The following is a 24,735-nucleotide window of genomic DNA, read 5'->3' on the forward strand; positions in this document are numbered from 1 at the left end:
AAGAAATCGCGTATAGAGCGTTTCCAGATGAGAGTTTTCTAGCTTTGTTATTATTAAAATTAAGCTATGATTAAAGGAATATATGAGACTCATGTTCAGGTGAGCAATCTGGAAAATGCAATACAATTTTACACCGATATATTAGGACTGAAGCTCGCTCACAGGGATGAAACCAGACCTATTGCTTTTTTATGGGTGGGAAAAGGAAAAGAGTTTATGCTGGGGCTTTGGGAGCAGAAGGAGAATCTTCAGACCAGACATTTTGCTTTTTCCAGCAGTAAGGAGGATATTTTGAATTATTCTGTGGAGTTTCTTGAAAAGAAGGATTTAAAACCTTACAATTTTCTGAAAAACGGAACTGTAGAGCCTATGGTATTTTCATGGATGCCTGCATTGGCTATTTATTTTAATGATCCAGATGGAAACCAGCTTGAATTTATTTCTATTCTGGAGGGTGAAGGCAGACCGGAACTGGGAGTACTGAGCTATGAGGAATGGATGAAGCAGACTGGTCATTAATAAGACACTCATACAACACAGTGGCGCAAGATGTTGCGCCTTTGTGTTGCTCAACAAAATGATCAGATGAGCATCAGCAGTATTAAACATTAACCAGTTTTTTCACTGCCAATACATGTTTACAAGGGCCTCTTTCCCCTTGATACTTACTGAACCACTCGCAGGTACAGCGTTCTTTTTCTTCCTGAATGATTACTGTATGATCTACACCGGTTCCTTTTACTCTGGCTTCTGTTCTTTCTTTATTATTATTCAAGATTTCTACTTTTCCGTCTTCGATCAGTTTTTCCGCATTTTTTATGCGGGGATTAAGCCCGATAATACGGCTTAATTTAAAAGGAAGTCTACGATAGAAAAATTCTCCGTCATTGAGATCGTAACCAAGTAATCCCATTGCAGCGAGTCTGCCAGTACTATTTTCAATTTTTTCAAAACTGATATTCTCTTCCAAAGCAATTCTGCCAGGATTAAAAGTCTGATTGGCATAGGCATATTTATCCAACGCATCAATCCACTCATCAGGGACATCTGAAATCAGGCTATCCAACACTGCTCCCTCACCTGAAAAACCTCTCCAGCATTCTCGTGATAAAGAAAAACTGAACCGGATATTTCCCATAGTGAGCTGCCATGTGGTAGACTGCATATGAGCATGTGCAAAAACCTGCAACCCATCAATATAAGGAAGAAGAGGTTCTAATAGGCGCAGTCTGTGAAGTCCTCCTATACAAACAGAATCTGCAGATTTTACCGGAGAAAAAACAGGTTTATTTCCTCTCACAATTAAATAATAATCTGACTTCACCACTCCTTTCGGCATTCCTCTGAACAATTGCTGTGTCTGGATTTTGTTGAAGGTATTATGACGCTTTTCGGATTCTGATAAATACACCTGAACAGTTCCCAGTCCTCTGATCCATTTAGCAGGCAATGGTACTTTTCTTTCTATTATTTTGCTTTCCCCCTTGTATAGCCCTACTTCTTTTTGCCCTACAGAAAGCATAATTTTTTCATTCGGACGAATACTTCCCAAAGCTGTTATCATAGGCTGATTGAAATCCACATTCGTAGTTCCGTTTTCAAGAAACTCCCCATCTAAGCCCTCTGGCAGCACATCTACTCTTGCATACACTCCCGCACAATGAGAAAAACCTTCAAACCTTACTCTTTCATTTCCTGCTGTCACAATAGGATCTTTAAGAAGCGACATCTGAAAAGGCGACAGGTTAAAACTGGATTTCACAATGTTGGAAAGTGTGATCAGACATCGGGCCAAAATAAAGGGTTGCCTTACATCTCCCCAGAAAAAGCAGGGAACATCGGTATTTTTATCAATCTCACTGTATTGGGCAAGAAATAGTTCTTCAAGTGCACCTCTCCTGACTAAAGAGGACGTTCCTGAATAGTTATAACTAAGTATATCTTCCATGATCTATTTTTTCAGAAGAAGATTACATATTTTTTTAAGACTCGAATTTTCTTTCCAGTTGTTTAATTTTTCAACGACTTCCTGATGTACTGAGGAATGATTCAAAGCCAATACTTCATGGTAGATTTCCAGAATTCTTTTCAGATTGGTAACCGGTTCTTCCATTTGGAGTAAAATATTGAAAATCAATTCTTCGAGCGCTGCATTATGATTTTTACTTACATTAAGCATGTGGTGCTGCATCAGATCGGTTAATCTTTTCACCGGTGCCCATTCTAATTTTTCGTGCAGGCCAATCACTCTTCCCAGTCTTGCATTATCCATCATCTGACCAGAAACATGTTCAAGCCAGATTTCAGCAGCTGTTCCACGAATAGTTTTGTCACTGTCCAGGAAAATAGTTCCAAGAAACAGATACCCAATTTCATCCAGAGGTTTTTTGATCTGATACAACGTATTTGCAGTATTCAGAACAAGGCTTCTTTCAAAAACTTCTGCAATTCCTGAATAGAAAAGGCAGTATTTAATTACTTTCGCTAACGCATTTGCAGGTGTATTGGGGAAGCAAAGCATCAGCGCAGGAATTTCATTAAGCTCTTTCTGCTCGGCAACAAAATATTCCATGAACAAAGGTTCTGTTCTTTTTTCAAGATGATATTTTGGAATTGTAATGTTCAGCTCTACCGGATAATATGAGTTTTTCTTATTGTCAATAGTTTTCCATTGATAATCCCCTGAAAAGAATTCTGTGGGAATATTATCATATCCGAAATTTTTAAATTCCTCAAAAACAGCTTCCGGTGAACGGGTAATTCCAGCTGTCATCCACCATGAAGGGTGTATAAACTTACCTTCCGGCTTTTCATTTTTTCCAAAGAAGAAAAGCAGTAATTCTTTATACTCACCTTTTAATCTTTTCTCTGTTTCTTCAATAGCTTTTGAAGTATCATCTAAAGCACAACGTTGCAGGGCCAGCTGAATATCCAGATGGTGAGGCTCTGCATTATTATTCTGATAACTCTCCAATCTCTCAACCAGCGTTACAGGAGAAATCCAGCATGGTGCATGGGTGATTGGGAATAACAACGGAAGTTTGTCTCCTGATTTTATTTTTTCAATTGCATAGATAGCAATCTCCTTAAATGCTTGTCGTGCAGGGCAATCTGCTCCTACATCTTCTATCGGACCCAATTTTTTCTGATAATTGGAGTAAGACTCTCTCGTAGCTTCCTCCTCTTTGGTTTTCTGGTATATTTTTTCCAGACTCTTTAGCTGAATCGGATATTTTTCCATTAAAGCCAGCCCATAATTGATGATTGCATTGCATAGTAAAACATTCAGATAAGGAACTTCCCATTTTGCAATGGTTTTACAGGCTTTCAAAAACACAGGTTCCATCAGTTTTACAGATTCTTCATCCACGTCTCCGGCAAACCTGATAAATCCTGTCAAAGCAATATCACAATGGTAGCTATACGGATCGTCCATTGCTAAAGGCAGATAGAACATGAGATCTTCAAAGTTCTGAAGTATCTGCACTGCATTTTCATCTGAAGTCAGCAATAATTTTTCTGATGCTATCGCCTCAAGTTCCGGCTGTTTCTCTTCAATATATTTTACCAGAAGAGGACGTACATTGGTTAATATATTATCTGAATAATGAGAAAGGGCGACTATCATATTTTCTGAAGCCGGAATGTATTTCAGGATGATCTTCGCTGCTTTTGATTGGATCCCATCATCTTTACTGACAAATGCTGTACTTAAAGCCATCCCAAGCATGTCCAGATCCATTTTCTTTCTCTGGAATATTTTTTCCGTAAGCCCCAGACTGGAAACCACTACTGTTTTTACCTCAGAGCTTAGAAGATTCGGAAGATAATGTGAAAATTCTTCATTCTTAAATTCTGAAGTTCCCACAATTTTTTTCAAGTGGGATAATATTGTATTCACGGCTTTTGACTGTGAAGAAACAAGCCCTGCAAGAAGCTCATCCTGCAGATCAGATAATTCTTCTTCCGTTGGTTTTAATGAGGTAAACGCATCCATAAACCAACCTGTGACATTTTTATTAAAATTCCTGTTGGCAGCCAGAAGGCACTCTTTCAGGAACCTTTTTCTTTCAATTTTCTTATCTGTAATAAGTTTTTGAACAATAGGAAACCATTCTTTGCGGAAAGGTAAAGATTTGGAAGGAAATTCGCACAAATACCAAAAATGAGTATTGAGTGTTTCAGGATGGCGGTCAAGATCTGCCGGATAATTGCTCAGATGATGTCCCAACAATTCTGGTTTGGGCTGTACATATCCTTTCTCCGTCCATCCTAAAATATCTTTATAATTAAATGCTGTAAATTCAGCTTCAACAGATTCATTGATAAAGTCTGAAAACCAATCCGGACATCCCCATTCCAGGATCTGATCAGTCTGTTCTACGTTGCGGAAAAGACTCCAGTAGTTTTTACCAAAATTCTTTTTGTCCATGCAGACAAATGAAGCAATATCTATAATGGAATGCTGATTTACAGATCCTGCCGTATGGTAGGAGTTTTTAGTCATTACAATTTTACTGATCTCACGGTCCATTTTCTTGATAGATGGTACCAGGGTTTTCCTCTCTTCAATACTAAGCTCTTTTAGAAAGGGAATAATCTCATGTATTTTTTCCTCATTAAGGATCTCATAAAGTCTTTCTTTCATGTGCTTTAATTTGATGTATAAATTTGTTTCAGGTTATTCATTTTATGCCATTCTTTACTCTGCATGACAAGATTTTTTTTCATCCCGGCATCATTTTGTTTGATCCGTTCATGATCAGGTTCAAAGAACCTTACAGGATTCTGAACTGTTTTTTCAACTGTTGAAAGAATGGATATCAGCAGTTTTCCGAAAGCAATATAGCAACTGGTAATCAGAATGATAAGTTTTGGAATTTCATGCATAAATCCTTTTATCTGATTCCGTTTAAAACTTAATTTTTTACCGGTTATTGTTCCCACTTCATTTCTTTAAAATTATTTAAAATCATCCTGGTTTTAGGGCTTCAAAAGCCGTACCACATAGCGTTTGATAATATTAAACAGTCCCGAAAAAAGGATTATATAAAGCCTTTTCAGGAAAGGGTATTCTGTTTCATTAAAATATTCACAAACATAATTCCCGTTCAAATAAAACACTGATATTCAAAACCTGACAAGTTTTACTATTTTTCACCTGTCAAAGCAGAGTCTGAAAAAACAGGAAATTCTATACAAATTCTATTCAGCTGGTTATCATAAACACCTTGAAAAAATGGAATGAATTATAAAAAAAAGAAGCACTTTCAGGATATAAAGATCAAAGAATGTACTTACAATATCAACTGATGTTTTATCATATCCGTAATCTTATTCTTTGTACCCTTTTCCTCTTTTGCCATAAGCCAACAGTTTAAGTTTTTCACCTGAAAACCTTTACCAATAAGCATAAATTCATTCTTATCGGCTAAAATAAAAAAAATTGACTGAGAGACAGTAAATTATCCCTTAAAAGTGATTTTTTTAACAAATATTAAGTTAATGAAACAATCACTAATAAAGCATTTAACAGGATAAAAATAAATCCCTGTTTAAAGATATATCAATAGAAAAGTAGCTAAATGCTGTCTAGGATGATATTTACACAACATTTGGTGTCTTATTTTCAGGATTTGTGATCGCCCACAACACAATCAATTTACCACACGGATACGTTAATTTTTTTTAAAATAATAAATGTAGGATTGTAATTCGTTAAATTTTATATATTTGCAGAACAAAATACTTGACAACTCAAATACTTTTCAATGATTAGCACGGAATTATTATTTTTAATCAACATCAATAAACTACAGTCTGTAATTACCAGAAAATTTGATTCTCTGAGTGTTCATGGACTGGGATTCAATGACTTTGTGATTCTTTATGTGCTTTATTCTTCCTCTGAGAGCAGAATGAGAAGAATAGATCTTGCTGAAAAAATAGGTCTGACCGCATCGGGAGTCACCCGTTTATTGAATCCATTGGAAAAAATCGGGCTGGTAGCCAGAGAAACCAACGAAAGAGATGCCCGGGTAAGTTATGTGGTCATCACTCCTAATGGTAAAAAGATATTTGAAGAAGCTAGGCTAAGCGCTGAAAATAGTACTAAAGAAATCCTTTCATCCAAAAAAAATAAATCGCTGCGCATGGTCAATGAGTTTTTATTTGATTTAGGAGGAAATATACAATAATGAAAAGATGAAAAATGCGTTAAAGAAACAGCTAAGAGAAAAGGCAAAAGACCATACAACAACAATGGGAGTACTTGCTGTTACCAACACTTTAAACGGGAAAAAATACGTTCAGGCTTCTTTAAACCTGGAAGCACTGGTGAACAAGATGAAATTTCTTTTAAACGGAGGATTATTTACCCATTCACAATTACAAAAGGAGTGGACTGAGTTGGGAAGTGATTCTTTTACTTTTGAGTTTGCAGTCGTTGTTCCTGATCAGAACAATGAATTTATCAACTATCGTAAAGAGATTCAAAAGGCTGAACAGTTTTATATTTCCGGACTAACTACAGAATTGTATTAAAGTGATGGCAAAAAAATATCTATCTCCTACTTTTGAGGCAGGAAAGCACCTGTTTGCGAAAAATATACAAGGAGCCATTATTAATCTTAATCTCATCAGATTAAAGAAGGAAGCAGATTATTCTGAATATCCGGATTTGAAACCTCACGAGAAAACAAGCGGCAGGGATGCCTATCTTACTTATATCAGGGAAACTGAACCCTATTTAAAGGAAAGTGGTGGAGAAATTCTATTTATTGGAAAAGGAGATCAGTTTCTGATAGGTCCTGAAAGTGAATATTGGGATTTGTGCCTCTTAATCAAACAAAAAAGTGTCAATGATTTTTTCGGTTTCGAAAAAAATGAAGATTATATGAAGATTATGGGTCATAGAATGGCTGCAGTAGAGGATTCAAGGCTTTTACCATTGGAAGAAATAGTATTAAATATACAAAGAGATTAAATGAAAACAGTCAAAATGAATGAGGCGGAATTATGCTATGAGGAATTTGGCGAGAAAAATTCTGATACCATTGTATTAATTTCCGGATTAGGAAGCCAGATGATCCGTTGGGATATTACATTCTGTGATCTGTTGGTTGAAAAAGGATTCAGGGTGATTCGGTTTGATAACAGAGATTCGGGAGTTTCTGTTTTTAATGCAAAAAGAGAAATTCCTGCTGGTAAAAGCATTGAAGAGGTTTTCGGGAATCTCAGTAACGAAGGGATTCCTTATTCTTTAATGGATATGGCGAATGATGTTATTGGTCTTCTTAATTATTTAAATATTGAAAAAGCTCATATTGCAGGGCGTTCCATGGGAGGAATTATTGCACAGCTTTTAGGTTCCTGTTATCCTGAAAGAGTTTTATCATTGACGATCATCATGTCAACATCCTTAAATCCTTCCCTTCCCAAACCTGATCCGGAAGTGATGGCTATGATGACACAGGTGTCCGCTGATCCTGTTCTTCAGAAAGAAAAGTATTTGAAGGAAAAGATCCGTTTTGCAAAAAAAATATCGGGTTCGGGATATATTTTTGATTCGAATCTGGAAAAAGCTTTGCTTGAAGAGGAACTTATCCGTTCCAGAACCAAAAACGGAATTATCCGACAGCTTTTAGCGATGGGTTCCTTTCAATATAATCCTGAAGTATTGAAGAAAATATCGGCTCCGGCTTTAATCATCCATGGAACAGACGATCTGATCTTTCATCCTGATTGCGGAAAAGATATTGCGGATTCTATTCCGGGTGCCGAATGGCTGCTTATTGAAGGAATGGGACATTCTATTCCTATTGAGCTTTACAGTTTTATTAGTGACAGGATATCTGATTTAACAAAATAAAAAAAGGCTGCCTCAACATTTGAGACAGTCTTCATTTTTAAATATCTGTTTCTATTTCAGAGTATTTAATAATTCTTAAGACACCAATGCAGAATCTTTGCAATGTTTTTGGCGTCATCTACACCTCTGTGGTGGGTACCTTCTAAAGTCATACCCAATTCTCCCAAAGCTCTGTTCATTCCTACACTTTTCCTGATCGTAGGATGAATTTCACCAAATAATGTCTTCACATTGATGTGGTCATCGCTCATGGGATAATCTGTGTAGAATCTTCTTGCCTGGTTTTGAAGCATATTCAGATCGTAGTTTCCGTAGCTCGCCCAAGTCAGTTCTTCCGAATCATATTCTGCTCTCAGGATATCGAAAGCATCATCCAGCATAATGCCTTCATGATCCAGCATATTTTGGGTAATAGTAGTCAACTCTGTACAGAACGAACTTACTTTTGAATACTGGGGTTTTACTAAAATTCCTTCATTTTTAGAGATCTTACCTGTTTTTGCATTCATAATGCATACCCCGATTTCAATGATTTCGCTTTCCTGACCTCTTGGCGGGCGGTTTTCCCAACACGTTGCTTCGAGGTCTACTATTAATATATTGTCTGTTGTTTTCACTTGTTTTAAATTTAATTGTTAAAGCATGGATGATGTGGGATTGAAGAAGTTTTTATAACGTCTCATTTACTTCCAGCCTCCAGCATCAATCTTCCAGCCTATTGATTATTTACAGAATCTTACTTAAAATTCTGGCTGTATTATAAGCATCGTCTGCTCCGCTGTGATGGGTGCCTTCAAAATCCATATTCAAATAATGTAAAGCTCTTTTAAGCCCTATTTGTTTATGCAATTTGAAATGTCTTTTAAATTCATGCATCACATTCATATAGTTTTCTGAAAAAGGATTGGTTATCCCGAGCCAGTCACATTGTTCTATGATCTGCTCTCCGTCGAAGTTTCCATATCCTGCCCAGGTAAGCGGTGCGGAATGGTATTGATCTCTGATTAATTCACAGGCTTCTTCGAAATAAATTCCTTTTTCTTCTATCAGTTGTGGCGTAATTCCGGTCAATTGTGTACAGAATCTGTTGATTTCTGAACGTTCCGGAATAACATAAATGCATTGTTTCTGGGAAATTGCCTTTGATGTTAAGTTTAATTTGCAAATTCCTATTTCTATAATATCGACCTGTTGCCCAATGGGAATTCTGTCGTTTTCCCAGCATGTGGCTTCCAGATCGATGATGATCATCTCATTGGTTGTTTTCATGATTTTTTTAGAATTAGAAGCTAGAGGTTAGTTCGGTTTATACTTCTCATATCCTCAAGCTTCATTTTCATCGTTAATTGTTAATTTCTGGGAGCAAATGGAGGCGTCCATTTTTTCCTCTTCATTATTTCTTTGACTTCCTCGTAGGAAACCGGATAAAAATTGTGGCAGTCTACTCCAACATCAAAACTCAGTGCCATCTCATCATCCGGCAAGGTTCCGTGTGAATGGCCGTATAATTGCCAGACCCCGCGATGTGAGCCATTCCATGTACGCATGGCGTAATGGAAAAGAATGATTTTCTGTTTGCCATTACTTTGATCCGGTTCATCAATTCTCAGTTCATGGTAATCTCTGATGGAAGCAAATCGTTTGGGATACGTTAAAGCAGCTCCTTCATGATTACCTTTGATCAGATGAATATTGCCATGTAACTGGTCTAAAATCTCCTTTGTAAAATCCGGTTTTCCTAAACTCATGTCTCCTAAATGGTATACCGTATCACCGGGCTCAACTTTCTCGTTCCATCTTTTAATGAGCTCTTCATTCATATAGTCCAGAGATTCAAAAGGCCGCTCTGAAAATTTTATAATATTCTCATGACCAAAATGATGGTCTGCTGTAAAAAATATATTGGGTTTCATTTTTTTAATTTTTTTTTAAACCACCCCATCAAAAATTCTTTGAATTTTCGCCAACCCTCCAAAGGATGGGAATTGTCACACTTTCAGTAGTTCTATTTCTCTTAAATACAATGAAGTGTTTTCGTTATTCTGACTTTGATGGTTACTTGTTATACATAAAAAAGTTTCGGTAAAAAATTACCGAAACTATACTTTGAGCGTCATTAACTCTTCTTTTATAAAATCAATGACTAGAGAATTCAACTTTTTGTTGATCCTTTTCTGCTCTTCTTTTTCAATAGCTGCAAAAGCTGCCGGGAAGTCTTTCTGGAAATCCTCTAAAATATCCTGTGAAAAAAGACCAATGACCTTACCTATCATTTTAGGTTCAAATTCACCGATTTTGCTTACCACATTATTCAATCTGTTGGCTGTAGCATATTTTTGGATTTCTTCCCAGATCTCCTGCGCTTTTTCGCTGAAGTGAATCTGTTTTTGAACAGTTTTACCCTCTTTTTTAACCATTTTGGACTTTTCGACCCATTTTTCATTCTTATTTTTCAGAATAATTCTGGCACCGTTACCAAAATATCTGGTTTTCAAAGTTTTTACGATGGTACCTTCACACCTATTGTCTTCCAATTCAGGTAATCCAAGCCAAACCGGAATTTTTGAATTGAAAACATTAGGGAATTTCAAAGCTTCCTCAAGAGTTCCCTGAAACAAAATTTTTGCATAGAAAAATCCTGTCTCTTCAAAAATCTGATTGACCACTTCTGTATCCAAATAGGTAATTCCATTCAGTTTAATATCGAAAGCGTAAAATTCGTTGTAAGGTGCATATTCAATACCTTTCTGTACTTTCACAGCATCTTTTACGGGCTCTACTTCTTTATGTTTGTAACCACCACCGAACAATTCACCGTAGATCACTACAGTTTCTACATCCGGGTAAATGGTTTTCACTTTTTGAAACACTTCTATTACATTTTTTCTGTAGCGTTCCAATATCTGATGGGCATTGAAAAATTTCTCATCTTTTTCGATAAAAGCAGTTCTCTTCGCGATTTTAATTTCCTTTCCGTCGGTAAAGAAAGAGAAATTAGCTCCGTGAACTTTTTCCTGTACGATGAAAACCTCATCCCCAAAACCCTGCATCCTGATCTGTTCGATCACGCGGGCCTGGTAAGCATTTTCTATAGCGTTATATGTTTTGAAAATCATTTTGTTTTAGTTTTTTTAATTGTTTCTAAAATTTTTTAAAAGGTTTAGAATATTTTCCTTTCCTACCGGATTCATGGAATGGCAATAGAATTCAGGAAGGCCCAGATCATTGTCCATGCAATATTCTATCAGCCATTTGGCACAGTCATATCCTGTTTTTTCAACAAATTCCTGAGAATCCTGTTTCAGATAGTGTTCATCCGCCAGATCATGGTCAAAAGAGATCATTTCCGGAAGTCCTTTTTCCAAAATCCTGTTGACAAACTGTTCGTAATTCCGAGCAATGTGCCAGTCGCTTCTGAGGAAAATATCCTGTTTTGTATAATGATAAGCCTCAATCGGGTATCTTATATCATCCAGAAATAGTAATCTTTTTGTTTTTTCCATGAGTTAATTTTTATAATTTTTAAGCTTCCTGCATCTTGCTTCCAGCTTTATTACACCATCATATCAGCACAGTTGGAACTGGCGAAAGCGTAAGGCTTTGCTTTAAACACATATCCCATTCCCAGAATATATCCCATAGCATCTTTCAGTGCAACATTGGATTTAAAATCCGGGTCGGTATTAATGTCTGCGTGTACCTCCATTTCCACACCATAAGCATCCAACACAGAGCAGATTGCGTATGCAATTTCAACAGATTTGTTGACTTCATTCAGCATTCGCTCCTTGATACTGATACTCTGTATTTCTCTTTCTTTTCTGATAAAGGTAAACGCTCCTTTTCCCTCACGAATAAATACTACTGCCGTAGCATAGTTGATGGCATCTCCGTATACATGGGAGTCTGATCCCACACATACTTTCAGACGGTGTCCGTTGGCCTGTTCGCGGAGGATGGCTTCTTCTACCAGCTGTGTGATAGAGTGTTGGAAAATTTTCCCATTCATATTCTGCCATGTTTGTTGTTGCGTTTCCATTTTTTCTACATGTTTTAAATTTATAAATGATTGTTGATAATTGATAAATGATAACTGTCTATTGGTTGCCATTTTGAGCACTCCGAACCGGACTCGAACCGATACCATCAGTTTTGGAGACTGAGATGCTGCCATTACACCATCAGAGTAAATGCTGTTGATTCATTAGGACTCGAACCTAAACTCCAAGAATCAAAATCTTGTGTGCTGCCAATTACACTATGAATCAATTTCATGAGCAATAAGTAATTGGTAATGAGTAATATCAGAAATCAGTCGGGTATCAATGATTGTTCATTGCTTATTACTTATCATTCATGTTTTTGTGGAACAGACAGGAATTGAACCTGTACCTTTAGTTTTTCAGACTAACGTGCAGACCTTCTACACCACTCTTCCGGATTTTATAAGTAATGAGTAATTGGTAATGAGTAATTTTCACACTACAACATTACTTATTGCTCATTGCTTATCATTTATATTTTGGTACGGGAAGAGGGATTCGAACCCCCAAAAGCTTGATCCTAAATCAAGAGTGTCTACCATTCCACCATTCCCGCAGGTTTTTTATAAGTAATGAGTAATTGGTAATGAGTAATATTTTCTATTTTCATTATTACTCATTGCTCATTACTTATTACTCATATTATGTACCTCTCCCCAGATTCGAACTGGGACTTTACGGGGTTTAAAGCCGTTTTCTCTGCCAATTGGAATAGAGAGGCGTAATTTATTAGTAATGAGTAATCGGTAATGAGTAATTTGAAAATCTATGGTTATTACTTATTGCTCATTGCTTATTACTTATTGCTCATTGCTTATTACTTATTGCTCATTGTTTATTACTTATGTCATGCTAGGTTTGAGAAAGCTCTGTCTGTTGATAAACTATGCCTGTTAGTGTTTGTAAAGATCTTCTGCGCTTGACAAACCTTTCTCGTTTCCTAATTGTATTTTGTTTTAAAAAAGTAAAAGGCTGTCTGTTTTTATTGACTAAAGATCTTCTGCGCTCGACAGTCCTTTTTTCTCTTTTCTTCATTTTTTGTGTGAATGGTAACTGGCCAATTTTTTAAAAAAATCTGAACTTTCATGGTATTATTATCAATTCAATATTGACCAGCTATTCACATCCAGTACTCTATAAGGGAATCGAACCCTTGTTTTCTGCTCGAAAGGCAGGCGTCCTCACCATTAGACGAATAGAGCGTTAATCCACAAACCAGGAATCGAACCTGGACAACAAGAGTACATTTCCTGCATGCTGCCATTACATTATCTGTGGTTGGTGGAAGTAGTAGGATTCGAACCTACTCAGCAATGAAGCAACAGATTTACAGTCTGCCCCGACTCTCCAACCTCGGCGTACTTCCGGATTTTTATGAGTAATTAATAAGTAATTCCTCATTTTTCCTTTTAAAAAGAAAAGGTCTGTCTTTATTGAATGTTTGATTAAAGATCTTCTGCGCTCGACAGCCTTTTTCTTTTATTAATAAAGGATATTCTTTGCTATAGATGATAAAAGATCATTGATAAAAGATTCTTATATTTCCTATAGTTTCTACTTTGAGATGGCTATGGGATTCAAACCCACTCAGTTTACACAACGGTTTTGCAGACCGCCCCGACTCTTCCACTTCGGCGAACCATCAGATTAAAAAATAAAGTCTGTCTTCATTTGTTTGATATAAGAACTTCTGCGCTTGACAAACTTTATTTTACCTAAAAATTTATAAATGATATTCCTACTTTTAATTCATCCGGAGAGAAGAAAAGCCTGTCTCTATTTTTCGTGTTTGGCGTAAAGATCTTCTGCTCTCGACAAACTTTTGCTTTTTCTCCTGAAACAATTAACAATTAGTTACCTGCGATTCTGGAAAGACTCGAACTTTCAACTTCCGGTTTAACAGACCGGTGCTCTGCCATTGAGCTACAAAATCATTGTAATTCCGGAAGGACTCGAACCTTCAACCTTCGGTGTATCAGACCGACACTCTAACCACTTGAGCTACGAAATCATTTGTATTCCATAAGGGGATCGAACCCTTGTCGTCCGGTAGAAAGCCGGATGCACTTGCCACTATGCTAATGGAACCAATTGTCTGGAAAGCAAGATTCGAACTTGCGACCTCCCGCGTCCAAGACGGGTAAACAACCACCGTTATCTTTCCAGCTTTGGGGTTCACTTCTGTTTCTTTTCCGGGAGACAGCCGGATGGGAAATTTTCCATGAACCTTTTTGTGATTCCGAGAGGACTCGAACCTCTAACCCTGGGTTTAGAAAACCCATGCTCTGTCCAGTTGAGCTACGGAACCGTTTTTGTAACCCCAGAAAGATTTGAACTTTCAACCCCCGGTTTAAAAGACCGGTGCTCTAACCATTTGAGCTATGAGATTGTTTTGGTTTTGTGAATCATCAATAATCAATTTGCTTGACTTGCTAATTTTAAAATTCACATTCTTTGTAATCTCAGAAGGACTCGAACCTTCAACCTTCGGTGTCGTAAACCGACGCTCTATCCAATTGAGCCATGAGATTTTCTCCTTTGGGTATCTCCGGGGATCGAACCCTGTTCTCCGGTTCCACAGACCGGCGCTTTACCAAATAAGCTAAAGAAACCATAAAAAAAAGCGCCTCTTTTCGGGAGGCGCTTCATCTATTTAAACGTAAGAGATCATTAAATGACCCACGTATATAAGCACCTTTTATCCACAATTCCACTTTCAAGAATACACGCAACACCTGTCGGCTCCTGTCCGAATAGTCTTGAATATTGATTGAATATGTTGTGTAACTGTTTCATTTTATTTTTGTTTGTTTCTAAATTATTTTTAATTGAATCCTGAAAACCTGTTGCTTTCAATTTTCGGTTGCAAAGTAAATATGAATTTTTCGAATCTGCAAATAAATTTTCGAATTAAAACATTGAAAATCAATTAATTACGCATTAAATTTAGAATAGAGAATTTCTGTCCGCAATATTTTGCAGATATCTTAATTACCTAAATGACTGTCTCTCACCGGGTTGCTTATCACTCTATTTTATCGTATTAAAGTTTCATTGTTGATTAAAAATTTTTCATGTTTATGGTTATTTTTTTTCATTCTAAATAATTTCTGACCTAAAAAACAAAAAACGCCTCGGTTTTCCGAGGCGTTTCTGTTGTATTTTGATTAATTTTTTACAGGTTTATAGTAAATAATTTCCAAAGTCAGCACATTTCGCCTCATTCCATATCACCTCATCATATCCGAATAATCCTTTATTAGAAGGACTTTTGAATAGTTCTGCATTGATATGTGCTCTTTGTATTGTCATAATTTTCTGGTGCAAAGATAAATCTTTTTTAATATTATTTTATAATATTCACAATCTCGGGAAGGTTTTCAGCATGCAAAGGCGCAATATGACATCAAAAAATGGTTATAAGGCGCAAGGATTTTAATTGCGATAAAATTAAATACTTTTTATTTTTTATGACAACTAATACAAATTTACACCATTGTCATTCTGACGAAGGAAGAATCCCATGTAAAGCTTAGATTCTTCATTTCACTGCGTTACATTCAGAATGACAGAGGATAGCAGGATTAATGTAAATTGTATATAAATAACTTTTATTATATACTTACTGAAAATCTTTGCGACTTTGCGATTTTCCAACAAAACAAAATTATTATGTTATCTTCAACGCAAGGTTTTAATTTCAGGAGTTTCTTATTTTAGGGAGCTAAGAAGAATCAATTACGAATTGATTTGATGAAGCAGACGTTTTATTTAATTTTTAAATTATTCAATCTTTACATATTTAATTCCTGAACATTTTATTTCTTCCTGTCTTAAATCTTGAAATATCTTTCAAAATCACTGCGTCATCAGGATTAAAAAATTTCAGTTCGTTTACAATTTCAGAATGGGTGTTTACTTTTTCTGCAATGATTTCGTAGGCTATTTTTCTGGTTGCTGCATGCAGCTTCGGATCTTTTTTAAATTCATATTTTATCGCTTCCAGAAAAGTAATCTTTTTATAGGCTGGAGTGTTTTCATATAAATTCAGAATTTCAGATTCTAATTTTTTAATGTCAAAGATATTGGCAAAGTAGTTATTCAAACAATTGAAAGCATCTTTATCTTCTTCCCATCCTTTCATTAGAACCTTCTGAGCATCTTTTGGCTGCTCCATTTTTTTACGGTACACCAAAGAAGCTTTTACCATCTGGTTGTTTTTCACATAATCGTCCGCTACTATCTGATAATAATAATGGGCATTTTTAAGATCGTTGATTTCTTTATAAAGATCTCCTACCTTTTCTTTCTGTTCCATTTCTTTGTAAAGGTCAATGGCTTTCTTATGTTGTTTTGCTTTTTCATAGCAGGCTGCAGCATCGGATTTATTATTGAGTTTTTTAAGGTATACAACTGCTGCTTCATTGTAGAATCCCCCATTTTCCAGGGTCTTTGCTCCTCTGTAGTTGTCATGCAGAAGATTCATATAGACTCTCGCTGCTTTTTTATAGTCTTTTTCGGCAATGTATTTTTCGGCAAGTTCTTCATATTTGCTCCGGATCCTGTCGAAAAGTGAATTTTCCAGATAAAAACTGCTGCTTCCCCGGCCTTTTTTTCCGGCTGAATTTCTGTCGTTTTGTTCTTTGTCTTTTAAAGAAGTAATCACAAGGAGAATGATAAAAGCCACAATTAAGAAAACTCCTAATGTTCCGATAACACTCCAGAAACTTTCATGGAATAACTGGGCTACAATTCCGACAATCTTAAACATGGCCAACAGCACGAATGCCGCCATGAATTTGTCTATAAATTTCTGTTTATTCATCATCATCTGAGTTTAAAATGGTTTTATCTTCTCTAAACAGACGATAAAGGAGTAACAGCACACAAATTACCAGAATCCATACAAACCAGTTGTATCCAAACATTTCTACCAGCGGGTAAAATAAATATACCAGCATCGCTACAAGAATGGTTATTAAAATAAATTTCACCCAGCCAGGTACATAATCACCGCCAAGGTTTAATGATTTATTTTTAAACAGAAATGAATACAATCCTACTCCGGCAATCATCAGAATTACCATATACAGAATATCGGAAACCGGGGCCTTTTTTTCTAAAGAAGTTCCGTCTGTACCCAAACCTTTTACTTTCGATTTGTCAATGGACGCAGAAGAAGGATCTACGATATCCAGCGTACCGTAAAGTTTTCCTAATGAATCCGCCATCAGGGCTTTCTTCTTTTTCAGAAGATATTTTACAACATCACCATTCACTGCTTTCCCTTTAGTGTATTGCTTTAAAGAATCTGAAATTTTACGTTTCAGATTTTCATTTTTCTGTTCAAGATGTTTTGTAATTTTTTTAGTATAAATACTTTTTAGGGAATCTCTGCTCTGTTTTTCTTTATTAACAAGATTCTCTATGTCTCTTCCTATTTCACTTACGTTTCTTCCTCCCGTTTTTTTATAGTTCTCATTATCTTCTTTTGTTTTGAATTTTGAGATTCGCCCCTTAACAACCTCTTTGGATAATGCTTTTCTCTGCTGATGGTACATTGAATCTATCTTAAGATCAATTTCCGAAGTTCCGGACTGGAAAGCTATCATATCTGAAGATTCTTTTATGGCATTGTCTACAATAGTTCCAGATGAACTCGTGTTTGGTTCCTGTTCTGAACTACTATTATCTGCAGGTAATGCTATCTTTAAAACAATGGCCGCAACAATGATCCCCCAAAATACTCTGCGAAAATTTCTGGTTCCTGCACTTTCTTTTTTACCTCCTGTGCCACCGCCAAACAATCCTTCAAGCCATGTAAATTTACCAAAACCATCTCCTCTGGAAGTTCCCATTACATCCAGAGAAACACCTAATTCAACAGCTCTTTCGGGGTATTTTTCAATATATTTTAAGTATTTTTCTATTTCCTTTTTATTTCCTGACATTACTTTTTTAAGATCAAATGGCAGATCTTTCATCCATTCTTCTTCGGTTTGTTTGGGCTGTAATGCTTCCAATACTTTTTCATCATCCATTTCCACCGTATAGCTTTCTATTTTTTGAGGAATTGAAACGCCATTCAGTGGTTTACGGATACTTTCAGTTATCGATCCCGGCTGTTGAATCAATGCGGTCCAGTCGATTTCATCAGACAGTTTTACCCAGCCGAATTCGGGATGCATAATCAGAAAACGGCAATCAAGTTGTGTCCAGTCTTCAGGATTTATTTTGGGATAGAAGGTTGTATTTTCAGGAATAAAAAGCCTGTCGTCCACACTTTGAAAGTAAGCATTTCTGCCTATTTCATGCGGAGCATGATCATTAAAAATGAGAAAGCAACCGTACAGCACATGGGGATGATCTGCCGGAATCGCAAAAGATTTTACCTGACTTAAGCTGATCCCAAGGATTTCCATTTCCTGAAGCCATACCACAGGTGAAGATCCCCTGATTAAAAGTCCTTTTTTGGGATAAGTATTTTTCGGGAAAGGTTTTATTCTAAGCTCCATAATCCAAAATCTGTTCTATAAAAGGTTTTAAAAACCTGTCATACATATCATCCATTGTTTTTACTTTCAACAGGGCGTGTTCCGGAAGATAATATTCTGATCCTCCAAATTCCGTATAGGTAGCCAACGAGAGAAAACCACCCAGTGTGGACGGAATAAAGAACTCCTCAATACTCTTGTTGCTGCTTCTGAAAGTCAGCATTCCCCTTGAATCAGTAATAATCTCACTTCCATCAGGAAATGTGAATTTATTTTTATTCTGTTCTGCGGAAACTCTGATATCATATTTGTTTTTAGAAAAATTAAGTGTGTTTTCGGAGGCACTGTACAGCTCACTCCCGGAAACAACAAGGTTTTCATTCTGGTTAATTCCTATTTTATTGAAATTATTGATTATCCTCAATCCGCTTTTTTTCAGCTTGGCGACCTCAGCTTCGGCTTTTATGATATTTTTTTCAAATCTTTCTTCTTTTCCGGTCGTAGGCTGCACAGAAATATTCCCGTCAATATTGATTTTGTAATGGGTAACATTGTCCGGATGATACAGATAAAAGCTCCGGCCAAAATAAATCAACCGGTAATATTCGGGAATATTCATTCCTGTAAGGTTCTGCTCAGAATATTCTCCGGTGTTAAGATTAATCTTTGAAACTAATTTCTGAACAGACTGATACTGGCACAGAATAAAATGCTGCTGTCTGTTTTTTGCGAGAGCAAACTGTCCTTTCGGCTTTATAGAGATCTTATCAAAGAGCACTTCACAGCCATGATGGGTTTTATAATAATCATAGGAGTGTCTGTCATAATAATTATCGGAAAGATACGTTTTCAGCAATTGTTTTTTTGAACTCAGAATAAAAAATTCTCCATCATATAAAAATTTAGCAATCTTATTAACAGGTGTTGGGAATAAAATCGGATAGTTTTGCGGAAGATCAGTTTTCTTTCCGTTGAAGTTCTGAGTGGATTGTTTTTGCTGGGGCGGATTGGCCCACAGCTCATGCAGTGGAAGTTTTATTTTCTGGATATGCTTTCTTGCTCCTTTATGGTGTTTGTAAAAATTGATCTCCCCATCGGAAGCCGTTGTTACTAAAAATTTCAGCTGATTCCTTTTCTGATGTACAACCCTCTGAATTTCCTCATCAGCCATATTATCCTGATGGGTAATGAAGAAAACTTCAATATCTTTTTCTGAACGGTATTCATTAAAAAACTTTTCCAGTGCGTCCGAAACTTCCAGAACGGCACTTACCTGATTAAGATTTTCCACCACATCTTCCACTTTGTTCAGCGCAATAGGAGTCGCCGCCTGTCCCAAAGCAAGAACTTTACATTCTGAATGGGCTTTTGGATGTTTAATAACAGCTATTGCAGAAGCATAAGCCAATACTTTTGGTGTTCCCCAGTTTCTAAGGGAGGTATCGATTAAGATAATTCTTTCAAAAATATTCTCTTCAGGCGGAATTTCTCTTTGAATATAAAGTGCTTCGTTGTTGACTACTCGATTCATAAAAACCTCATCTTCACTTGCAAATTCGGAAATAAGCATCCTGTGAAAATCGCCTTTGTTAGTTATATCAGAAATTCCTCCGATAGGCTGTTCACCTGGTGAGAGATGACGCATTGGAATTTTAAGACCGCTCCAGATTCTTTTGATCAGGCTTCCTACCTGAAAAGTCTTGGGCTCATCCTCTAATTCTTTGATAAAATCTTTAGTGGAATCTGCCGTTGTTTCTTCTTCTACGACCTCATCATATAGCTCTGGCTCATGCATCAATCCTTTCATGGCTTCAATGATGGCTTGTACCGTAGGGAACTTTTCGTTCAGGTTCAAAGCACTTAAATCTTTGTTTAAAGCTGATGACCCATCATCATGTTTTTCTGCACTGGAAGCAAGTTCATGCGGTCTTTTATAATAGAATCTCAGGAAACCATCGGAAAGGCTTGGGGACAATCTGTTGTGCCCGTTTTCAAAAAGAGTCTGCAGCAGTACAATTCTGTTCTGTCTCTGTTTATAGGCTTTGGGAAGTTCTTTAATTTTTTCAAGAAATTCAATTTGTTTTTCCACATTGAATTCAAAATCTTCTCCACTATAAAACTCTGCTGTACGTCTTAACGGGTCCGCAAAATCAGTATAGCCGTCCTGCATTGCATACAAAACCATAAGCAATGCCCCGAAAGGAGGCCATCCTACGGGCTGAAGATAATTTAAAATCTCCATGACATAGGGTCTGTAAGCAATGGCACCTACTCCCGGTACCGAGAGGAGATTATGATCATGATAACCGGAATCTCCGGGAACATCTTCATCTGTTTTCCATTCCCAAAAGTAATTTTCGTAGGATTGGAAGTAAGTATTTAGTTCCATTCTCTTGATTTTTCGGTAAGGCGGAATGAGCTTACGGACAAAGCACGGAAATCGGCATTTTTTATTAAAATACAGTTCCCATTTTCATCCCATAACAGCCACCCTTCCTGCTCTTTATTATATTTCTGCTGCAACAGTGGGCTTACATTTTTAAATTCAAAATCCAGACCTGCGGGCAGCAAATGTCTGTCTTTGGTCCAATAGGTTTTTCCGGGTAAGCTTAGCAGGGGAACACCTACAAACAGGGCTTTATCTCCCAGCAAAGTCCATTGTATATTTTCAAGTTTAAATTTGGGCAGTGCCACAATATTTTCTTTAATATCATCAATATTGCTAAGTAAGGCAATCACCGGCTGTTCTTCATTACTTTCTTTTAGTTGTATCTGAACCTGTTCCTGAATTCCAAAATAATTTTGGTTCGAAGGGGGCAGGCTAAGCTGCAATGCTTTGTTGATAGGAATCCAGAGTAATGCTGTTCTCATTTTTTTATGGGGAACCAAGGCCTCTTTTCTGAATAAAAGCCCATCACGAAGTTCGTATAAAATAAAATCCGGCAACTGTTGTAATTCTGAGGCAGCGGCCTGTTCTTCAGTAAAGCCTTTCAGCCAGATTGTATCATCATCTACAGCAAACTGAATATTTTGCCAGTCTCTGATTGAGCCCAGAAAATCTTCATCATTACGGGGAATTTCCGCCCGGAATTCTTTTAAACGCTTTGAAGGATCTTCTGCCATAAGCTTTCAATTTCTTGCTGGATATACTGCTTCTGTTCCGTATTCCTGATCCAGTCGCAACGCGTCTGCAGGTATCTCAGTTTATCTTTAATTACATTCTGTTCTTCAAAGCTCAGTGTTCCTTCATTCCATTTTTCCACAAGAATTTTCACGTCTTTCATGACTTCTTCGGGATTGGGAGTTTTGTTTTGCATAGCCTGTGGATGAGAAGCCGGATGATCATCTTTCTCGATCGTTCTGTTGATAATTCCTTCCAGAATTTCAATCTGTTCTTCTGTATCCCAGATATGTTTCAAAACCCACAAATCAGAAAGTACAGCTTCTTTTCTTCCGCAGATCAGAGCGCTTGCAGCAATCAGGTTCTGAAGTTTCACCGCTCTACGGTCTGAAATGGCAATCCCGGTATTTCTGAGGCTTATGATGGTATTCAGATAAACTTCATAAATGGGTTTAAGATCTATTGTTTTGCACAAGCTCTGAAGCTGTCTGATTTCGTCCGCATGGATTTCCGGAATGTTCGTTTCCTCCTGGATTTCCAGTTTTCTTCCTGCCAAAAGTACCTGTTGTAAGAGTTCAGGATTCACGTAATTTACATTAATTCTTACCAGAAAACGGTCAAATAAGGCGTTCAATGCTTCATCTTCCGGAAGAACATTACTGGCTCCTACAAACATCAGTGCAGGAAGATGTTTGGTTTCTTTACCTCTTTTAAATATTTTTTCGTTGAGAGCTGTCAGAAGTGAATTTAAAATAGCTGAGTTGGCATTGAAGATCTCATCAAAAAAGACCATAGAGGCTTCAGGCATCATTCCTTCTGTATTGGTAAGGAGCTCACCTTCTTTCAGTTTTCTTATATCAAAAGGTCCGAAAATTTCGTTCGGTTCTGTAAAACGAGTTAATAAATATTCAAAATTATTTCCATCTTTAACTGTTTTAGCCAGCGTTCTGACAATTGCAGATTTTGCAGTGCCGGGAGGTCCGTACAAAAAGGCATTTTCTCTTGCCAGCAGGCATATTCCCAACAGATCTACGACATCATTTTTACCTACAAAAGTATCTTTCACGTAGGTAAGGACTGTATTAAGCTGATTGATATTCTGGTTCATTGATTTAAAAAATTAAAATTTCCACCACTTTTTCTTCAGGATTTTCTCTTCTTCTTTACTTTCTGCCTGTCCATTTCTTTTATTAAATGAAAAAGCCAGTCTCTGATAAGGCACTCTGATATCGAAATACAGCTGAGTTCCGTCATCCAGTGTGAGTGCATCCATAATTCGATCTCCATCTTTGATCAAACTTTGTGATACATCCTGTTTATTGAAGTGATGTCTGATCAGATCTCTTTCATCGGAAATTCTTGTGATCATATAAGGAGAATCTTTGGTTCCGTCTCCAGTTTTTTCAAGGCATTCAAAAATAAGCTGTGCTATGGTCATTTCAATATTCCTTCCTTTGTCGTCCCCCAATTCTTTGTAAGCAAAATATTTACAGATATGCGCTCTGGGACTCAGTAGAATGTTGACATTAACATATTGTATAACCTCTTCAAATTTTCCTTCATTTAATAAATCCTGCATGTTTTCAATATCTTCCGAATAGGGATCATATTGCGGATCATGAATCACCAGTTCACGGCATTTCAGGAATGTTTCTTTTGTAGGGTCAGTTAAAAATTCAAATACTTTCTCATATGCTTTCATTGTGGTCTTCGGTTATAGTTTTTAGTTCCCGCCAGAATGCCTCTTTGTGCATTCCGAATTCGGCTATTAGTATTTTATTGATAAACGGAATTTCCGCCAGTTTATAATCTCTTTTTTCAACAATTCTTTCCAGGTAAAGTTTTCTGTACGTGTTGTCATTCAGTTCTTCCTGCCAGTTCACATTCCTCAAGTCAAGATCGTATCCTATTCCGGAATAGTGAAACTGCATCAGAATATTTTCCAGCATAGCAATCAGTGGATCTTCAGGATCAATTGTATGTAATGCAACGATGACCTGTGGTAAAAATCTCAGTGATAAGTCAGCAGATAAGATAGAAGGAATATCCCGGATTCCTTTGAATCCGGGAACAAGATTTTCAATATTTTTTTCTGTATTTTCTCTGATGAGGTAGAGTTGTGCGCTATGGTAGAGCACTTTGGCAGCCCAAACAGCAGTTTCTTTGCTGCAGGTAAATTGATCAGACAAAAACTCAAGTCGTTCTTTTTCAAATTCTGTTTCAAAATAATCTCCTGCTTCCACCTCTTCCTGAGGGGAAATTTGCTGTAAGCTTGAAAAAAGAGTAATACATTCTTCCTTACGAAGCAAAAAGATTGTGTCTAAAAACGGTGACCTGGTTTCCATGATCTAACAAAAATAAAATTATTTCGCTGAGAATAAAATTTTTATGAAGAAGATTCTTGTTAAATATGGAATTAAAGTGTTGGAAAACGCAAAGATGCAAAGGTTATAAGCATTATGCCGTTTTTAAGGTGCAAGAAAATCTTACAATCTAAACCTTATAGGTTTTAAAAACCTATAAGGTTTGAAATTACGTATTCATTACTACTAAAGATCGCCTCGGCGCTAAAGCTCCTCGCAATGACTTACTGGGATACGATTTCGATGATATTATTTTCAGGATCAAGAATCACGCTTTCGTAATAGCCATCTCCCGTAGTACGGGGTTCGCCGGCTACTTTATATCCGTCTTTTCTCAATATTTCTGTAAGTTCATCTACTTTTTGTTTGTTATCCACAGAGAATGCAAGATGAATAATTCCATACTGCTGGGATTCATAAGAGTTTTCGCTTTCTTTGATATCCGGTCTGGTCATGATTTCAAGACGGCAGCCATTTTCAAAACTTAAAAAATAGGATTGAAAATTTTTAACAGGATTATGGTATTTTTCATTAGAAACCGCTCCGAAATATTTCTGATAAAATGCTCTGGATTTTTCAAGATCTTTCACCCAGATGGCAATATGTTCGATTTTCATTTTTAAAGATTTTTACTTCTGCAAAAGTAGCCGGACTGCTTTCACTATACCCGCTCTATGTTATTATTTTGTTGTTCTGTATTTACAAGGTGAGGTTTTGGATTATACAAAGGACTTTATTAAAAATATTATTTAAGGCATTTATTAATAACATCTTATATATTTTATTAATAAGAGGTCGTTTCATTGTTTCCATTTTCGTAATTAGAGAAACAAACTAAAAGTTA

At 36.6% G+C, this 24,735-nt stretch carries 24 protein-coding genes and 16 tRNA genes; 5 read left to right on the top strand and 35 right to left on the bottom strand.

Features of this window, described 5'->3' with window-relative positions; translation table 11 throughout:
• The first annotated feature begins 66 nt into the window (after positions 1-66).
• A complete protein-coding gene (locus DDF69_RS11190) occupies positions 67-519 on the top strand; it encodes a VOC family protein (RefSeq protein ID WP_114820862.1) in 453 nt (150 codons plus the stop codon).
• An 82-nt stretch (positions 520-601) separates the two neighbouring features.
• Here the strand turns inward: DDF69_RS11190 and DDF69_RS11195 are convergent, their stop codons facing one another.
• Genes DDF69_RS11195 through DDF69_RS11205 form a run of 3 tightly spaced genes read right to left on the bottom strand, consistent with a single transcriptional unit; the run spans position 602 to position 4,947 of the window.
• Entirely contained in the window at positions 602-1,948 is a 1,347-nt protein-coding gene (locus DDF69_RS11195; protein WP_114820863.1) for an SWIM zinc finger family protein, read from the bottom strand.
• Positions 1,949-1,951: 3 nt separating this feature from the next.
• Positions 1,952-4,648, bottom strand: a complete 2,697-nt coding sequence (locus DDF69_RS11200) for a DUF6493 family protein (protein WP_114820864.1) — start codon at positions 4,646-4,648, stop codon at positions 1,952-1,954.
• Positions 4,649-4,653: 5 nt separating this feature from the next.
• Positions 4,654-4,947: a hypothetical protein gene (locus tag DDF69_RS11205; RefSeq protein ID WP_114820865.1), complete on the bottom strand. Its 294-nt coding sequence runs from the start codon at positions 4,945-4,947 to the stop codon at positions 4,654-4,656.
• A gap of 824 nt (positions 4,948-5,771) precedes the next feature.
• Between DDF69_RS11205 and DDF69_RS11210 the strand changes: the two genes are divergently transcribed.
• From DDF69_RS11210 to DDF69_RS11225, 4 genes are read left to right on the top strand one after another with little or no spacing between them, the layout of a single operon-like run.
• Positions 5,772-6,197: a MarR family winged helix-turn-helix transcriptional regulator gene (locus DDF69_RS11210; RefSeq protein WP_114820866.1), complete on the top strand. Its 426-nt coding sequence runs from the start codon at positions 5,772-5,774 to the stop codon at positions 6,195-6,197.
• 7 nt (positions 6,198-6,204) lie between these two features.
• Entirely contained in the window at positions 6,205-6,543 is a 339-nt protein-coding gene (locus DDF69_RS11215) for a GIY-YIG nuclease family protein (protein ID WP_114820867.1), read from the top strand.
• 4 nt (positions 6,544-6,547) lie between these two features.
• The gene (locus DDF69_RS11220) at positions 6,548-6,985 is read left to right on the top strand and encodes a DUF1330 domain-containing protein (RefSeq protein WP_114820868.1); all 438 of its coding nucleotides are present in this window, start codon (positions 6,548-6,550) and stop codon (positions 6,983-6,985) included.
• Positions 6,986-7,870, top strand: coding sequence for an alpha/beta fold hydrolase (locus DDF69_RS11225; RefSeq protein ID WP_114820869.1), 885 nt, complete (start codon positions 6,986-6,988; stop codon positions 7,868-7,870).
• 65 nt (positions 7,871-7,935) lie between these two features.
• Here the strand turns inward: DDF69_RS11225 and DDF69_RS11230 are convergent, their stop codons facing one another.
• The 32 genes from DDF69_RS11230 to DDF69_RS11370 form a co-directional block, all read right to left on the bottom strand.
• Positions 7,936-8,487 (bottom strand): 3'-5' exonuclease, encoded by a 552-nt coding sequence (locus DDF69_RS11230; protein WP_114820870.1) that lies wholly within the window; start codon positions 8,485-8,487, stop codon positions 7,936-7,938.
• Between the two features lie 109 nt (positions 8,488-8,596).
• A complete protein-coding gene (locus DDF69_RS11235; RefSeq protein ID WP_114820871.1) occupies positions 8,597-9,139 on the bottom strand; it encodes a 3'-5' exonuclease in 543 nt (180 codons plus the stop codon).
• A gap of 80 nt (positions 9,140-9,219) precedes the next feature.
• Complete coding sequence (locus DDF69_RS11240; protein ID WP_114820872.1) at positions 9,220-9,783, bottom strand: metallophosphoesterase family protein; 564 nt, start codon at positions 9,781-9,783, stop codon at positions 9,220-9,222.
• Positions 9,784-9,969: 186 nt separating this feature from the next.
• A complete protein-coding gene (locus DDF69_RS11245; RefSeq protein WP_114820873.1) occupies positions 9,970-10,986 on the bottom strand; it encodes an RNA ligase, Rnl2 family in 1,017 nt (338 codons plus the stop codon).
• Between the two features lie 15 nt (positions 10,987-11,001).
• Entirely contained in the window at positions 11,002-11,373 is a 372-nt protein-coding gene (locus DDF69_RS11250) for a cyclic-phosphate processing receiver domain-containing protein (protein ID WP_114820874.1), read from the bottom strand.
• A 50-nt stretch (positions 11,374-11,423) separates the two neighbouring features.
• Positions 11,424-11,909, bottom strand: coding sequence for a ribonuclease H-like YkuK family protein (locus tag DDF69_RS11255; RefSeq protein ID WP_114820875.1), 486 nt, complete (start codon positions 11,907-11,909; stop codon positions 11,424-11,426).
• A gap of 78 nt (positions 11,910-11,987) precedes the next feature.
• Positions 11,988-12,058, bottom strand: a tRNA-Trp gene (locus DDF69_RS11260).
• Positions 12,059-12,066: 8 nt separating this feature from the next.
• Positions 12,067-12,138 (bottom strand) — tRNA-Gln (locus DDF69_RS11265).
• A 97-nt stretch (positions 12,139-12,235) separates the two neighbouring features.
• Positions 12,236-12,308 (bottom strand) — tRNA-Phe (locus DDF69_RS11270).
• A gap of 85 nt (positions 12,309-12,393) precedes the next feature.
• Positions 12,394-12,469: transfer RNA gene (locus DDF69_RS11275), tRNA-Leu, on the bottom strand.
• A 91-nt stretch (positions 12,470-12,560) separates the two neighbouring features.
• Positions 12,561-12,634: transfer RNA gene (locus DDF69_RS11280), tRNA-Leu, on the bottom strand.
• Between the two features lie 409 nt (positions 12,635-13,043).
• Positions 13,044-13,115 (bottom strand) — tRNA-Glu (locus tag DDF69_RS11285).
• 77 nt (positions 13,116-13,192) lie between these two features.
• Positions 13,193-13,279 (bottom strand) — tRNA-Tyr (locus DDF69_RS22045).
• Positions 13,280-13,475: 196 nt separating this feature from the next.
• Positions 13,476-13,557 (bottom strand) — tRNA-Cys (locus DDF69_RS22050).
• A 217-nt stretch (positions 13,558-13,774) separates the two neighbouring features.
• A tRNA-Asn gene (locus DDF69_RS11290) sits at positions 13,775-13,846 on the bottom strand.
• Between the two features lie 4 nt (positions 13,847-13,850).
• A tRNA-Ile gene (locus DDF69_RS11295) sits at positions 13,851-13,924 on the bottom strand.
• A gap of 5 nt (positions 13,925-13,929) precedes the next feature.
• A tRNA-Glu gene (locus DDF69_RS11300) sits at positions 13,930-14,001 on the bottom strand.
• 6 nt (positions 14,002-14,007) lie between these two features.
• Positions 14,008-14,079, bottom strand: a tRNA-Pro gene (locus tag DDF69_RS22055).
• Positions 14,080-14,147: 68 nt separating this feature from the next.
• Positions 14,148-14,221 (bottom strand) — tRNA-Arg (locus tag DDF69_RS11305).
• A gap of 7 nt (positions 14,222-14,228) precedes the next feature.
• A tRNA-Lys gene (locus DDF69_RS11310) sits at positions 14,229-14,302 on the bottom strand.
• Between the two features lie 68 nt (positions 14,303-14,370).
• Positions 14,371-14,444: transfer RNA gene (locus DDF69_RS11315), tRNA-Arg, on the bottom strand.
• Between the two features lie 8 nt (positions 14,445-14,452).
• A tRNA-His gene (locus DDF69_RS11320) sits at positions 14,453-14,520 on the bottom strand.
• Positions 14,521-14,583: 63 nt separating this feature from the next.
• A complete protein-coding gene (locus DDF69_RS22390; protein ID WP_262510849.1) occupies positions 14,584-14,709 on the bottom strand; it encodes a hypothetical protein in 126 nt (41 codons plus the stop codon).
• A gap of 387 nt (positions 14,710-15,096) precedes the next feature.
• Positions 15,097-15,225 carry a penicillin-binding protein gene (locus DDF69_RS11330; RefSeq protein WP_185144337.1) on the bottom strand — a complete coding sequence of 43 codons (129 nt, stop codon included), beginning with the start codon at positions 15,223-15,225 and terminating at the stop codon, positions 15,097-15,099.
• Positions 15,226-15,715: 490 nt separating this feature from the next.
• A complete protein-coding gene (locus tag DDF69_RS11335) occupies positions 15,716-16,744 on the bottom strand; it encodes a soluble NSF attachment family protein (RefSeq protein ID WP_228411971.1) in 1,029 nt (342 codons plus the stop codon).
• Positions 16,731-18,428 (bottom strand): APC family permease, encoded by a 1,698-nt coding sequence (locus tag DDF69_RS11340; protein WP_114820878.1) that lies wholly within the window; start codon positions 18,426-18,428, stop codon positions 16,731-16,733. The genes DDF69_RS11335 and DDF69_RS11340 overlap by 14 nt, the downstream gene beginning before the upstream one ends.
• Positions 18,418-20,796 carry a hypothetical protein gene (locus DDF69_RS11345; RefSeq protein ID WP_114820879.1) on the bottom strand — a complete coding sequence of 793 codons (2,379 nt, stop codon included), beginning with the start codon at positions 20,794-20,796 and terminating at the stop codon, positions 18,418-18,420. Before DDF69_RS11345 ends, DDF69_RS11340 begins: the two co-directional genes overlap by 11 nt.
• Complete coding sequence (locus tag DDF69_RS11350; RefSeq protein ID WP_114820880.1) at positions 20,787-21,530, bottom strand: hypothetical protein; 744 nt, start codon at positions 21,528-21,530, stop codon at positions 20,787-20,789. Before DDF69_RS11350 ends, DDF69_RS11345 begins: the two co-directional genes overlap by 10 nt.
• Positions 21,503-22,636, bottom strand: coding sequence for an AAA family ATPase (locus DDF69_RS11355; RefSeq protein ID WP_114820881.1), 1,134 nt, complete (start codon positions 22,634-22,636; stop codon positions 21,503-21,505). The genes DDF69_RS11350 and DDF69_RS11355 overlap by 28 nt, the downstream gene beginning before the upstream one ends.
• 12 nt (positions 22,637-22,648) lie before the next feature.
• A complete protein-coding gene (locus tag DDF69_RS11360) occupies positions 22,649-23,230 on the bottom strand; it encodes a DUF4919 domain-containing protein (RefSeq protein ID WP_114820882.1) in 582 nt (193 codons plus the stop codon).
• Entirely contained in the window at positions 23,217-23,873 is a 657-nt protein-coding gene (locus tag DDF69_RS11365; protein WP_185144338.1) for a hypothetical protein, read from the bottom strand. Before DDF69_RS11365 ends, DDF69_RS11360 begins: the two co-directional genes overlap by 14 nt.
• Before the next feature lie 242 nt (positions 23,874-24,115).
• Positions 24,116-24,508, bottom strand: a complete 393-nt coding sequence (locus DDF69_RS11370) for a VOC family protein (protein WP_114820883.1) — start codon at positions 24,506-24,508, stop codon at positions 24,116-24,118.
• Between the last annotated feature and the right edge of the window lie 227 nt (positions 24,509-24,735).

The sequence above is a fragment of the Chryseobacterium sp. KLBC 52 genome, assembly GCF_003347605.1.
Taxonomy (GTDB): domain Bacteria; phylum Bacteroidota; class Bacteroidia; order Flavobacteriales; family Weeksellaceae; genus Chryseobacterium.